The sequence below is a fragment of the Streptomyces sp. NPDC055400 genome (assembly GCF_053644375.1).
In genome coordinates this window covers 184,764-197,901 of sequence record NZ_JBSHLM010000006.1, presented here as the reverse complement: position 1 = coordinate 197,901, position 13,138 = coordinate 184,764, and the positions used below count along the sequence as shown (strand labels likewise).

Here is a 13,138-nt window from a genome sequence, read left to right as displayed (position 1 = left end):
GGGCAACGGTCTCAGCCGACGGACACCGGTAAGACGGCGTGCCCCGAGCCGCTAGGCTCGCCCCGTGGCTGAGATCCAGATTCCCGCTGACATCAAGCCCGCCGACGGACGTTTCGGCGCGGGCCCCTCCAAGGTGCGCACGGAGGCGCTGGACGCCCTGGCCGCCACCGGCACGTCCCTGCTCGGCACCTCCCATCGCCAGGCCCCGGTCAAGAACCTGGTCGGCCGGGTGCGCGAAGGGGTCAAGGACCTCTTCCAGCTCCCCGAGGGCTACGAGGTGATCCTGGGCAACGGCGGCTCCACCGCCTTCTGGGACGTGGCGACGCACGGCCTGATCGAGAACAAGTCGCAGCACCTCAGCTTCGGCGAGTTCTCGTCCAAGTTCGCGAAGGCCTCGAAGCTGGCCCCGTGGCTGGCCGAGCCGACGGTGATCACCTCCGAGCCCGGCACGCACCCCGAGCCGCAGGCCGAGGCGGGCGTCGACGTGTACGGCCTCACGCACAACGAGACCTCCACCGGTGTCGCCGCCCCGATCAAGCGCGTGGCCGGTGCCGACGAGGGCGCCCTCGTCCTGGTGGACGCGACCTCCGGCGCCGGCGGCCTGCCCGTCGACATCGCCGAGACGGACGTCTACTACTTCGCCCCGCAGAAGTCGTTCGCGTCGGACGGCGGCCTGTGGCTGGCGGCGTTCTCGCCGGCCGCCCTGGAGCGCGCCGAGCGCATCCACGCGTCGGGCCGCCACGTCCCGGAGTTCTTCTCGCTGCCGACGGCGATCGACAACTCCCGCAAGAACCAGACGTACAACACCCCGGCGCTCGCGACGCTGTTCCTGCTCGGTGAGCAGCTGGAGTGGATGAACAGCCAGGGCGGTCTCGCCTGGACGACGGCCCGCACCAAGGACTCCTCGACGCGCCTGTACAGCTGGGCCGAGGACTCGAAGTACGCGACGCCGTTCGTCACGGACGCCGCGAAGCGTTCGCAGGTCATCGGCACGATCGACTTCTCGGACGAGATCGACGCGGCGGCGGTCGCCAAGGCGCTGCGCGCCAACGGCATCGTCGACACGGAGCCGTACCGCAAGCTGGGCCGCAACCAGCTGCGCGTCGCGATGTTCCCGGCGATCGACCCGGCGGACGTCGAGGCGCTGACGAAGTGCATCGACTACGTGATCGAGAAGCTCTAGTCACACCGGTTCTACGTCGACGGGGCGCCCGGCACTACGCCGGGCGCCCCGTCGGCGTGAGGCGTAAAGGGTGACAGGAGGCCCGCGGAGTGTCTCCATGGAGGTATGACGAGTCAACCGACGAGCCCAGTGCTCGCACCTCTGGTCAAGCAGTACACGGTCCTGCTCACGTCCCACAAGAAGGACGGCACGGGCGTCGGCACCCCCGTGAACCTCGTCGTCGAGGGTGACCACGCGTACTTCCGCACGTACGGCAAGGCGTGGAAGGTCAAGCGTCTGCGCCGCGACCCCGACGTGGAGATCGCCCCCTCCACCCTGCGCGGCGCCCCCACGGGCCCCGAGTTCAAGGCCCGGGTCCGGCTTCTCGACGAGGGCGGCGAGGAGGCGAAGCATGCGGCGAAACTGCTCCGCCACAAGCATCCGGTGATGCACGGCGTCGCGGTCCCGCTGGCGCACAAGGTGCAGCGGGACAGGACGCTGCACTACGAGGTACGGGTCCTGGAGGAGTAGCTACTTCTTGGGCCGCCACAGCAGCCGCCCGATCCCGAACGCGGCGATCACCACGGCGATGAGCCCGACCGCGCTCGCACTGAGGCCCGTGTCGATGCGCCCGTCGCCCGGATCGCCGTCCGCCGAGGGCGGCTTCGAGTCTCCGCCCGACCCGTCCGCGGCCTGTACGGGCTTCACCGAGCTGCCCCTGCCCTCGCTCCCGTAGAGCAGCGTCTTTCCGTCGGCGGTGTAGGTGACGGACTCGCCCTGCGGCTGCATCGGCACGTTCAACTGCCCCTCGCGCTCGGGCCTGCCGTCCTTCCAGGCGTACGAGATGCCGCCGAAGTAGCCGCGCAGGGCGAGGTACTTGCCGTCGGGTGAGAACGCGCCGTCCGTCACCCACAGGTCGATACCGGAGACGCGGCGGAAGACGTTCGTGCCGGACGCGGACAGGTTCTGGGGGCCCTCGTAGAGGCCGCCGCCGTCCTCGTTCTTCTCGGCGATGTAGACGCGGCCGGTCTTCGGATGGACCATCAGCGCCTCGGCGTTGCGGGGCCCGTCCGCGTACTGGACGGTGAACTGCGTCGCCCGCACGGTCTGGTCGCGCAGTTCCTCGGGCTCCGGCAGCTTGTAGATCCACACGTGGGACCACTTGCCGCCGAGGTTGTCGCCGATGTCGCCGACGTAGAGGTTGTCGTCGGGGCCGATGGAGATGGCCTCGACGTCGCGCGGGGCGCCGACGCCGGTCAGGGTGAGGGTGGCGACGGTTTCGCCGGTCCTGCCGTCGATCGCGTACAGGTACGCGCCGTCGTTGCTGTCGTTGTGGGTCCAGTAGATGCCGGGGTGGAGCCGGGACGCGGCCAGGCCGCTGGACTCGGTGATCCGGGGGTCCTTGATGGTGAACCCGTCGCTGCCGGGGTCGTCCGCCACGGCGGGAGCGGTGGCACCGAACGCGAGAACGACGGCGGCTCCGGCCGCACCCAGAAACGAACGCATGCCCCCCAGCTTGCCAGGGCGTGCTCAGCGTCACACACTCCACCCGCCCGTGATCCGCGATGATGAGCGGATGCTCAGGTTCACATTCGTCGGCGACTCGATGACGATAGGCAGCGCGGGCGAACTCACCTGGCGCTACCGGATGTGGCAGCATCTGCGGGCCGCGTACGGCGACGGCGCGTTCGAGATAGCCGGGCCGCGCGAGACGCTCCACGACAAGACGGCGAACGCCCCGGTGTCGCACGACTACGCGGACGCGGACCCCGCCTTCCCGCGCGGCCATCTCGCGGGCTGGGGCGAGGGCTGGCTGCACATGGCGCCCGTCATCGAGGAGGCGGTCGCGCTCGCCCGCACCGACGTCCTGCTCATCTCGCTCGGCCTGATCGACCTCGGCTTCTACACGAACGCGGAGCAGACCGCGCAGAACGTGCGCCGCTTCGTCGCCGGGGCCCGCGAGGCGAACCCGCGGGTGCGGATGGTCCTGCTGCCGGTCATCCCGAACGTGCGCGCCGAGACGGACGCGCCGTTCGCCGCGGAGGTCGCGCACTTCAACACGCTTCTCGCGAAGGCGGTCGCCGACCTCGACTCGGGCCCCTCCCCCCTGCTCCTCGCGTCGGTGCCGGAGTCGTACGACATCCACCAGGACACGTACGACGGCACGCACCCGAACGCGAGCGGTGAGCGCAAGCTCGCGGATACGTTCGCCCTGGCGATGCGTCAGGCGTGGGGTCCGGTGGGCGCCTCGCCCGGGGGCCTTGCCTAGAGTCCACTCCACGCCGTTGGCTGGGGACTCATGAAGTACACGCAGCTCGGACGCACAGGACTCAAGGTCAGCCGGCTCGTTCTCGGCACGATGAACTTCGGCCCGCAGACCGACGAGGCCGACAGCCACGCGATCATGGACGCGGCACTGGCCTCGGGTATCAACTACTTCGACACCGCCAACGTCTACGGCTGGGGCGAGAACAAGGGCCGTACCGAGGAGATCATCGGCAGCTGGTTCGCCCAGGGCGGCGACCGGCGGGACAAGACGGTCCTGGCCACGAAGGTCTACGGCAACATGGCCGGCGCGGGCACCGAATCGCCCTGGCCCAACCACGACAAGCTCTCCGCGGTCAACATCCGCCGCGCCGTCGAGGCCAGCCTCAAGCGGCTGGGCACGGACTACATCGACATCTACCAGTTCCACCACGTCGACCGCGAGACCCCCTTCGAGGAGATCTGGCAGGCCGTCGACGTCCTGATCCAGCAGGGCAAGGTCCTGTACGCGGGGTCGTCGAACTTCCCCGGCTACAAGATCGCCCAGGCCAACGAGAAGGCGGCCGCGCGCGGCGCCCTCGGCCTCGTCAGCGAGCAGTGCCTCTACAACCTCGCGGAGCGCCGCGCCGAGATGGAGGTCATCCCGGCCGCGCAGGAGTACGGCCTCGGGGTCATCCCCTGGTCGCCGCTGCACGGCGGTCTGCTCGGCGGGGTCATCAAGAAGGAGGTCGAGGGCGGGCGTCGCGCGAGCGGCCGGGCCGCGGACGCGCTCGCGAACCCGGAGACGCGCGCGCAGCTCCAGGCCTACGAGGACCTGCTCGACAAGCACGGCCTCGCGCCCGGCGAGGCGGCGCTGGCCTGGCTGCTGACCCGTCCCGGCGTCACCGGTCCCATCGTCGGCCCGCGCACCTCGGAGCAGCTCGACTCGGCGCTGCGCGCGGTCGAGCTCGACCTGAGCGAGGAGATCCTCACGGGCCTGGACGAGATCTTCCCGGGTCCGGGGCCGTCACCGGAGGCTTTTGCCTGGTAGAGCGCGGGCCTCGAGCCGTGAACGGCCGGGGGTCCGGGGGTCGTCCCCCGGGACAGCACAGCCCGGGCCCGGGGCCGTCACCTGAGGCGTTCGCCTGGTAGAGCGCGGGCCTCGCCCGGCCCGGTAGCCGTGCGGCTGCGGGTACGGCGGGGTGCGGCCGCGGTCACTTTCCGACCGCGGCCGCCACTGCGACGACGGCGAACATCAGTACCAGCACAACGGCCATGATCCGGTTACGGCTCTTCGGGTCCACGCTTCGAGATTAACCCGTGGCCGAAAGCGGCCAGCCGCCGACCTTCTCGTAGCGGGGCTGCTCGCCGCGCACCCCGGAGCTCGGCAGCAGGCTCCGGACGAGTGCCAGCTCACCCACCGTCCACTCCTCGCCGGTGAAGGACTCGAGGGCGGCCGCGTACGGCGTGAGGTGGACGGCGCCGGAGCCACGGGCCAGCGTGAGGTGCGGCCGGTAGTGGCGGTGGTCCTCCGTGTCGAGGCCGGCCTTGCGGGCCGCGGCCCCGGCCCGCTCGGCGAGGCGCCGCAGCGCCGCCACGTCACCGGACGCGCCCACCCACAGGGCCCGGTCCCCGAAGTGCCCGCCGCCGCGCAGGGCGAGCGGGAAGGGCGCTGTGCGGGCCGCCGCCCGTTCCAGGCGGCGCGACAGTTCGGGCACGGTCTCCTCGGGCACCTCCCCGTAGAAGGCGAGCGTGAAGTGCCAGGCGGGGACGCCGGTCCACCTCAGGCCCTCGGCCCCTTCGAGGCGGCGGGACCCCTTCAACTGACCTACGGCGCGGCCCAGTTCGGCCAGCGCCTGTTCCGGCGGAAGCACTGCTGCGAAAAGTCTCACGGGGTCAGTGTCCCCGCAAGGAGGGCGAGAGGCCTTGGCCGGAACGTCCGAGTCGTTCACCGGGCCCGACGGCGTGTGGCCGGGCCCGGTCCTGGCCCGGCGCGTCTGACGGTCAGGTCTCTCGGCTCACGCCGCCGTGGCCAGGTGCTCGCGCGGTACGAACTGCACGTGCTGCTGTCCCCGCCGCAGGTCGAGCTTGAGCCGCAGGTTCGCGGCGCGGGCCAGCATCAGCCCGACGCCGACCGCGGCCGTGGCGCACACAAGGCCGCCGATGGCGAAGCTGAGCCGGACCCCGTACTGGTCGGCGAGCCAGCCGAACAGGGGCCCGCCGAGCGGCGTACCGCCCGTGAACACCATCATGAACAGGGACATGACGCGGCCCCGCATCTCGGGGTCGGTCGCCATCTGGACGGACGAGTTCGCGGTCACGTTGACCGTGAGGCCGAGGATGCCGAGCAGCACGATCAGCGGCGCGAAGACCCAGACGTCGGGCGCGAACGCGGCCACGACCTCCAGGACACCGAAGCCGACCGCGGCTCCGGCGAGGACGCGCAGCCGGGTGGAGCGGCGCCGCGCGGCGAGCAGCGCGCCGGCCAGCGAGCCGAGGGCCATGAGCGTGTTGAAGACGCCGTACATGCCGACCCCGCCGTGGAAGACGTCGCCGGCGTAGGCGCTCAGCCAGATCGGGAAGTTGAACCCGAACGTGCCGACGAAGCCGACGAGGACGATCGGCCAGATCAGCTCGGGGTGCTTGGAGACGTAGGTGAGGCCCTCACGGAGCTGGCCCTTGCCGCGCGGGGCGCGCGGGGTGGGGTGAAGTTCGCGGGTGCGCATCAGGCAGAGGCCGGTGAGCGGGGCGAGGAAGGACAGGCCGTTGGCGAGGAACGCCCAGCCCGGACCGACGGCAGCGGTGAGTGCACTCGCGACCGCGGGACCGATCAGGCGTGCCGACTGGAAGTTCGCCGAGTTCAGGCTGACCGCGTTGCGGACCTGGTCGGGGCCGACCATCTCGGAGACGAAGGACTGGCGGGTCGGGTTGTCGACGACGGTGACGAGGCCGGTGAAGAAGGCCGCGAGGTAGACGTGCCAGACCTGGACGTTCCCGGTGAGGGTGAGCGCGGCGAGGAAGAGCCCGGACAGGCTCATGGCGCCCTGGGTCACGAACAGGAGGTTCCGCTTGGCGAAGCGGTCGGCTATGACGCCGCCGTAGAGGCCGAACAGGAGCATCGGCAGGAACTGCATGGCCGTGGTGATACCGACGGCAGCCGAGGAGCCGGTGATGCTGAGCACCAGCCAGTCCTGGGTGATGCGGGCCATCCAGGTGCCGGTGTTGGAAACGACGGCCCCGGTCGCGAAGAGCCGGTAGTTACGGATCTTCAGCGAGCTGAACATCGAGCTCTTGCGGGGGCGGTCGGTCGTGTCGAGGGCGGTTGGTGCGGGGGCGGAGTCTGCTCCGGGTCCCGTACTCAATGCGGGTTCGCCTCCTTGGCGGCCGTGAACGGCAGGTCAACGTACGCCCCGGAGGGCCTTACAGGTGGGCGAGCTTCTCCAGGACGGGGGCGGCGGCGCGGATCTTGGCCCACTCGTCCTCGTCCAGGTTCTCCACGAGCGAGGCCAGCCACGCGTTGCGCTTGCGGCGGCTCTCTTCGAGCATGGCCTCGGCCTGCTCCGTGGAGGTGACGACCTTCTGTCGCCGGTCCTCGGGATGCGGCTCGAGCCGGACGAGCCCCTTGGCTTCGAGCAGCGCGACGATGCGGGTCATCGACGGCGGCTGCACGTGCTCCTTGCGGGCGAGTTCGCCCGGAGTCGCGCTGCCGCAGCGGGCGAGGGTGCCGAGCACCGACATTTCTGTGGGGCTCAGCGACTCGTCGACCCGCTGGTGCTTGAGTCGGCGCGACAGGCGCATCACCGCTGAGCGCAGTGCGCTCACTGCGGCCGCGTCGTCGCCATGGGAGAGGTCCGGCATGTCCTTAGCTTAACTCATTACTCTCTCTAAAGACCAACCGAGTTCCCGTAACTCCCCGCACCGAATCCTCCGGGACCGCCTCCGTCACCCGTATGAGTGATGTCGCCACGAAAAGTGACACACGGGCGGACAGGGGCCCGCGACCCTGTTGCGCATGGGATCGACAGTGCTCAGCCTGCGGATAGACGGTGAGCTGCTCGACCGGCTCAAGACCCACGCCGCCAAAAGAGGAATGAGCGTCCAGGACTATGTGGTCCGGACGCTCATTCGAGACGACTTCGACGAACGCTTTGCGATGTCCGTCGAGGAGACAGAGAAGTTCTACGGGGCGGCGTGACTCCTCCGCCTGCGGGCCGCCTGGTGCTGGTCGCGCCCCGCGGCGAAGCCGCTGGTAGACACAGCCCCGCGCCCCTGGCGCCCCTTCAGGGCGCTCAGGTCAGACCCAGCGCCGGCATCAGGTAGTAGAAGGCGAAGACCGCCGCGACGACGTACATCGCGACCGGCACCGTACGGGCGCGGCCCGCCGCGACCCGCAGCAGCGTGAAGCTGATGAAGCCGATCCCGATGCCGTTGGTGATCGAGTACGTGAACGGCATCATCACCATCGTCAAGAAGGCCGGGATGGCGATCGTGTAGTCGCTCCAGTCGATGGCACCGATCGAGCCCGACAGGATCAGGAAGCCCACGGCGAGCAGCGCGGGCGTGGCCGCCTGGGACGGGACCATCGTGGCGATCGGCGTGAGGAACAGCGCGACGGCGAACAGGCTGCCGGTGATCACGTTGGCGAAGCCGGTGCGCGCGCCCTCGCCGACGCCGGCGGTGGACTCCACGAAGCAGGTCGTGGCCGACGAGGACGAGGCGCCGCCCGCGGCGACAGCTATGCCGTCGATGAAGAGGACCTTGTTCATGCCGGGCATCTGACCGCTCTTGTCGGTCAGCTTGGCCTCGTCGCTGACGCCCATGATCGTGCCCATCGCGTCGAAGAAGCACGACAGCAGCACGGTGAAGACGAAGAGGATGCCGGTCAGCAGGCCGACCTTGTCGAAGCCGCCGAACAGGCTGACTTGGCCCACCAGCCCGAAGTCCGGCATCTCGACCGGGTTGCCGGGCCACTTGGGCGTCGTCAGACCCCAGCTCGGGACGTTGGCGACGGCGTCGATGACCATCGCGACGAGCGTCATGACGACGATGGAGATCAGGATGGCGCCCGGCACCTTGCGCACGATCAGGGCGAGGGTGAGCAGCGCGCCGAGCACGAAGACGAGGACCGGCCAGCCGTTGAGGTGACCGTCGGCGCCGAGCTGGAGCGGCACTGTGGTGTGCGCGGCGTCCGGGATGCGGGAGACGAAGCCCGAGTCGACCAGGCCGATCAGCATGATGAACAGGCCGATACCGATCGCGATGCCCTTGCGCAGGCCGAGCGGCACGGCGTTCATGACGCGCTCGCGCAGGCCGGTCGCCACCAGGAGCATCACGACGAAGCCCGCGAGGACGACCATGCCCATCGCGTCGGGCCACGACATGCGGGGCGCGAGCTGGAGGGCGACGACCGTGTTCACGCCGAGTCCGGCGGCGAGCGCGATCGGGACGTTGCCGATGACGCCCATGAGCAGGGTCGTGAAGGCGGCGGTGAGCGCGGTCGCGGTGACCAGCTGGCCGTTGTCGAGCTGGTGCCCGTACATGTCCTTCGCGCTGCCGAGAATGATCGGGTTCAGCACGATGATGTAGGCCATCGCGAAGAAGGTGGCGAAGCCGCCACGGATCTCGCGGCTGACCGTCGAGCCCCGCTCGGAGATCTTGAAGAAGCGGTCGAGGCCGTTCGGGGGGGCCGACGGCGGCTCGATGAGATCGACCGGTGCGGGGGCCGAGCTGGACATGGATGACCTCTGAATCGGTGTGCTGGTGGGGGGTGCCATTTGGCGTTTTCTACGAACAGAAGTGGCCAGACTCAGGCCGTTTCAGTATGAACATATGAGCAAGAAATCGCTATCTCCGCGCGTAGACCCTTGACCCATAAGGGTTCCGGGGCGACTGAAGACGTCGTTTCGTGCTCCTCGTAAGCTGTGCGCATGGAGAAGTGGACCCCCAAGCACGAGGCACCCGAGCCCCTTGAAGGGCCCGTGGTCGCCACCATCACGGGCGGCACGATCCTGTGGTTCGTTCTCTTCCTGGTGCAGCTGCCGTTCTACGGCTGGTTCGACGACCACGGCCACACCTGGTGGATCTGGACCTGCCTGGCCGGCGCAGGGCTCGGACTCATCGGTATCTGGTACGTACGGGGGCGCGACGCGGCGCTCAAGCGCGCGGCCGCCGAGGCGGGCCCGGCACCCGAGTAGCGGCCGGCGCACATCCCGCGTACCACCACGGGACCGGCCCCCTCGCCGCCACGTCCTCCCCGGGTCGGATCTTTGGCGCACCCGAGGGGTGAAGCCGCAAATCCGCCCTTACTGTCGTTTGCATGACGCACATCGACGCGGGCGCCGAGCTGGACCCGGTCCACCCGGTGCCGGTCCCCGGGCGGGCGAGAGGGCTCACCACCGCCGAGGTGGCCGAGCGCGTCGCGCGCGGCGAGGTCAACGACATACCCGTCCGCAGCTCCCGCTCGACCACCGAGATCATCCGCGCGAACGTCTTCACGCGGTTCAACGCGATCATCGGCGTCCTGTGGCTGATCATGCTGGTCGTCGCGCCGTTCCAGGACAGCCTCTTCGGCTACGTCATCCTCGCGAACACCGGCATCGGCATCATCCAGGAGCTGCGCGCCAAGAAGACCCTCGACTCACTCGCCGTCATCGGCGAGGCGAAACCGACGGTCCGGCGCGACGGGCAGGCCACCGAGATCTCCACCTCCGAGATCGTCCTCGGCGACCTCATCGAGATCGGCCCGGGAGACAAGATCGTCGTGGACGGTGTGTGCGCCGAGGCCGACAGCCTGGAGATCGACGAGTCCCTGCTCACCGGAGAGGCCGACCCCGTCGTCAAGAAACACGGCGACCCGGTCATGTCCGGCAGCTTCGTCGTCGCCGGCGGCGGCGCGTTCACCGCGACGAAGGTCGGCCGCGAGGCGTACGCGGCGCAGCTCGCCGAGGAGGCCAGCCGCTTCACCCTCGTCCAGTCGGAGCTGCGCACCGGCATCTCGACCATCCTCAAGTACGTCACCTGGATGATGGTCCCGACCGCGATCGGCCTCGTCATCAGCCAGCTCGTGGTCAAGGAGAACGACTTCAAGGACTCCGTCGCGCGGACCGTCGGCGGCATCGTGCCGATGGTCCCCGAGGGGCTCGTCCTGCTCACCTCCGTCGCCTTCGCGATCGGCGTGATCCGCCTCGGCCGCAAGCAGTGCCTCGTCCAGGAACTCCCCGCCATCGAGGGCCTCGCCCGCGTCGACACCGTCTGCCTCGACAAGACCGGCACCCTCACCGAGGGCGGCATGGACATCACCGAGCTGCGCCCGCTCGGGGACGCCGACGAGGGCCACGTACGCAAGGTCCTCGGCGCGCTCGGCGAGTCCGACCCCCGGCCCAACGCCTCGCTCCAGGCGATCATCGACGCCTACCCCGACAGCGAGGAGTGGCGCTGCACCGAGTCGCTGCCCTTCTCCTCCGCCCGCAAGTACAGCGGCGCCGCGTTCAGCGAGGGAGACGGCACGACCAGCGCGTGGCTGCTCGGCGCGCCCGACGTACTCCTGCCGCCCGGGCACCCGGTGCTCGCCGAGACCGAGGAGCTCAACCACCTGGGCCTGCGTGTCCTGCTACTCGCCCGTGCCGCCGGCGACCTCGACGACCCGGCGGTCAAGGAGGGCGCCGAGGCCGTCGCGCTGGTCGCGATGGAGCAGCGGCTGCGGCCCGACGCGGCGGACACCCTGCGGTACTTCGCCGACCAGGGCGTCCACGCGAAGGTCGTCTCCGGGGACAACGCGGTGTCGGTGGGCGCCGTCGCCGGGAAGCTGGGCCTCGCGGGCGCACAGGACACGGTCGACGCCCGCACGCTCCCCGCCGACCAGGCCGGGATGGCGAAGGCGCTGGACGAGAACACGGTGTTCGGCCGCGTCACCCCGCAGCAGAAGCGCGACATGGTCGGCGCGCTGCAGTCCAAGGGGCACACGGTCGCGATGACGGGCGACGGCGTGAACGACGTGCTCGCCCTCAAGGACGCCGACATCGGCGTCTCGATGGGCTCGGGCTCGGAGGCGACCCGGGCCGTGGCGCAGATCGTGCTCCTCAACAACAGCTTCTCCACACTGCCGTCGGTCGTCGCCGAGGGCCGCCGCGTCATCGGGAACATCACGCGCGTCGCGTCCCTGTTCCTGGTCAAGACGGTCTACTCGGTGCTGCTCGCCGTCCTCGTGGTCTGCTTCCAGATCGAGTACCCGTTCCTGCCGCGGCACCTGACGCTGCTGTCGACGCTGACGATCGGCATCCCCGCGTTCTTCCTGGCTCTCGCGCCCAACAAGGAGCGCGCCAGACCGCACTTCGTGAAGCGCGTGATGCGGTACGCGATCCCGGGCGGCGTCGTCGCCGGAACGGCCACCTTCGTGACGTACGTGATCGCCCGGCACTACTACACGGGATCCGGCGCGCTCGACGCCGAGACGAGTTCGGCGACGCTGACGCTGTTCCTCGTCTCGATGTGGGTGCTCGCCATCATCGCGCGGCCCTACACCTGGTGGCGGGTGTGCCTGGTGGCCGCGATGGGCGCGGCGTTCCTGCTCGTCCTCGTGGTGCCCTGGCTCCAGGACTTCTTCGCGCTGAAGCTGGTGGGCGCGTCGATGCCGTGGACGGCGGTCGGCATCGCGGCGGTGGCGGCGGTCGCCCTGGAGTTCGCGTGGAGATGGGTCGACCGCCGCTTTCCCGTCTAGGACTTCTACTGCACGTCGACGAAGTCACCCGTGGCCTTGACGGCCGGGGTGGTGGAGGTGCCGAGGAAGTTGTAGCGCCAGTAGCCGTCGTACGTGGCCGTGGACGTGGTCTTCAGCGAGCCGGTCGAGGACGACGTGACCGACTTCAGGTACGTCGTCGGGTACGTCGAGGAGCTCGTCTTGCGGAACTGCAGCTTCACCGACTGGCTGGTGTAGCCGGCGTACTTGTGCGTGTCCCAGTTCGCGCGGGTCAGGGCGCCCGTGATGGTGAGCGTGCCGCCCTTCTTCACGGGCTCGGGGGACGCGTTGACGGTGAGCTTGGAGTAGCGCTGCAGGGCGTTGGAGGACACGGCGTCCTGGTACGCGGTGCCGATCTTGCTCGGGTCGCTGGGGCTGTCCGGGTCCTGGCCGTTGTACGCGACGGCGAACGCCTCGCCGGTCCATTTGGCTCCGGCGTCGACGTTGGTCAGCTCCTCCTGCGGGTTGATGTCGATGCTGCCCTTGCAGTTCGCGACAGTCGACGAGGCGGCCGTGCAGGTCGCCGGGGCGTCGCCGAACAGGGCGTTCCCCTCGTCGGTGCGGTAGAGGTCGACGCCCGGGACGAAGTCGTCGGCCGTCGGGTCCACGTCCGAGCCGTGGGTGAAGGTGAAGCTGTACGAGACGTGCACCGTGTTGGTGGTGCCGACAACGATGGCGGACTTACCGCTGTTCACCTTGATGTTCGAGAAGGTGGCGTCCATCACGTATGGGTCGCCGGCCTCGGTGGCGGTCAGCGAACGGGCCTGCGGAGCCGAGTGCCCCGCAGCCTTCTGGGCGACCTGGTGAGCCTGCGCCAGGCTCGGCTGGTCGGTGGCCTGCGCGGCCGGCACGGCGAAAGCGGCCAGGGCGAGAGAGCCGGTCACCGTCGCGGCGGCCATGGTGGCACGTATGCGCATGTGATTCCCCATGAGGAGAGGGGTCCCGCGGTGCAGATGCTGTCACGCGGGGCCCAAGTGATCTAGGAGTCTGTTGACTCG

General features: G+C 69.7%; 13 protein-coding genes. 7 read left to right on the top strand and 6 right to left on the bottom strand.

Translation table 11 applies throughout. The features are described 5' to 3' along the window. Window positions 1-64: 64 nt before the first annotated feature. Together serC and ACWIGU_RS17925 are read left to right on the top strand one after the other, a co-directional pair. Window positions 65-1,183 (top strand): phosphoserine transaminase, encoded by a 1,119-nt coding sequence (gene serC / locus ACWIGU_RS17930; protein WP_356274099.1) that lies wholly within the window; start codon window positions 65-67, stop codon window positions 1,181-1,183. Window positions 1,184-1,288: 105 nt separating this feature from the next. Next, window positions 1,289-1,693, top strand: coding sequence for a PPOX class F420-dependent oxidoreductase (locus ACWIGU_RS17925; protein ID WP_454401918.1), 405 nt, complete (start codon window positions 1,289-1,291; stop codon window positions 1,691-1,693). On the opposite strand, the gene ACWIGU_RS17920 is transcribed toward ACWIGU_RS17925, so the two are convergent. Continuing rightward, the gene (locus tag ACWIGU_RS17920) at window positions 1,694-2,668 is read right to left on the bottom strand and encodes a WD40 repeat domain-containing protein (RefSeq protein WP_454401916.1); all 975 of its coding nucleotides are present in this window, start codon (window positions 2,666-2,668) and stop codon (window positions 1,694-1,696) included. Window positions 2,669-2,738: 70 nt separating this feature from the next. Between ACWIGU_RS17920 and ACWIGU_RS17915 the strand changes: the two genes are divergently transcribed. Both ACWIGU_RS17915 and ACWIGU_RS17910 read left to right on the top strand, forming a co-directional pair. Then, window positions 2,739-3,431 carry a GDSL-type esterase/lipase family protein gene (locus ACWIGU_RS17915; RefSeq protein WP_454401914.1) on the top strand — a complete coding sequence of 231 codons (693 nt, stop codon included), beginning with the start codon at window positions 2,739-2,741 and terminating at the stop codon, window positions 3,429-3,431. A 30-nt stretch (window positions 3,432-3,461) separates the two neighbouring features. Continuing rightward, a complete protein-coding gene (locus tag ACWIGU_RS17910; RefSeq protein ID WP_454401912.1) occupies window positions 3,462-4,457 on the top strand; it encodes an aldo/keto reductase in 996 nt (331 codons plus the stop codon). 262 nt (window positions 4,458-4,719) lie between these two features. Here ACWIGU_RS17910 and thpR read toward each other — a convergent pair whose 3' ends face one another. The 3 genes from thpR to ACWIGU_RS17895 form a co-directional block, all read right to left on the bottom strand. Beyond that, a complete protein-coding gene (thpR, locus tag ACWIGU_RS17905; RefSeq protein WP_454401910.1) occupies window positions 4,720-5,298 on the bottom strand; it encodes an RNA 2',3'-cyclic phosphodiesterase in 579 nt (192 codons plus the stop codon). Between the two features lie 126 nt (window positions 5,299-5,424). After that, window positions 5,425-6,768 carry an MFS transporter gene (locus ACWIGU_RS17900; RefSeq protein ID WP_454401908.1) on the bottom strand — a complete coding sequence of 448 codons (1,344 nt, stop codon included), beginning with the start codon at window positions 6,766-6,768 and terminating at the stop codon, window positions 5,425-5,427. A gap of 58 nt (window positions 6,769-6,826) precedes the next feature. After that, window positions 6,827-7,264 carry a MarR family winged helix-turn-helix transcriptional regulator gene (locus ACWIGU_RS17895; RefSeq protein ID WP_454401906.1) on the bottom strand — a complete coding sequence of 146 codons (438 nt, stop codon included), beginning with the start codon at window positions 7,262-7,264 and terminating at the stop codon, window positions 6,827-6,829. Window positions 7,265-7,418: 154 nt separating this feature from the next. On the opposite strand from ACWIGU_RS17895, the gene ACWIGU_RS17890 reads away from it, so the two are divergent. After that, window positions 7,419-7,601: a ribbon-helix-helix protein, CopG family gene (locus ACWIGU_RS17890; RefSeq protein WP_356274075.1), complete on the top strand. Its 183-nt coding sequence runs from the start codon at window positions 7,419-7,421 to the stop codon at window positions 7,599-7,601. A gap of 94 nt (window positions 7,602-7,695) precedes the next feature. On the opposite strand, the gene ACWIGU_RS17885 is transcribed toward ACWIGU_RS17890, so the two are convergent. After that, entirely contained in the window at window positions 7,696-9,141 is a 1,446-nt protein-coding gene (locus ACWIGU_RS17885; protein ID WP_454401903.1) for an NCS2 family permease, read from the bottom strand. Window positions 9,142-9,333: 192 nt separating this feature from the next. Between ACWIGU_RS17885 and ACWIGU_RS17880 the strand changes: the two genes are divergently transcribed. Together ACWIGU_RS17880 and ACWIGU_RS17875 are read left to right on the top strand one after the other, a co-directional pair. After that, complete coding sequence (locus ACWIGU_RS17880) at window positions 9,334-9,600, top strand: DUF2530 domain-containing protein (RefSeq protein ID WP_356274069.1); 267 nt, start codon at window positions 9,334-9,336, stop codon at window positions 9,598-9,600. Window positions 9,601-9,722: 122 nt separating this feature from the next. Continuing rightward, on the top strand, window positions 9,723-12,122 hold the full coding sequence (locus ACWIGU_RS17875) for an HAD-IC family P-type ATPase (RefSeq protein WP_454401900.1): 2,400 nt from the start codon (window positions 9,723-9,725) through the stop codon (window positions 12,120-12,122). A gap of 5 nt (window positions 12,123-12,127) precedes the next feature. Here the strand turns inward: ACWIGU_RS17875 and ACWIGU_RS17870 are convergent, their stop codons facing one another. After that, entirely contained in the window at window positions 12,128-13,057 is a 930-nt protein-coding gene (locus tag ACWIGU_RS17870) for a hypothetical protein (protein ID WP_329572759.1), read from the bottom strand. Window positions 13,058-13,138 lie beyond the last annotated feature (81 nt).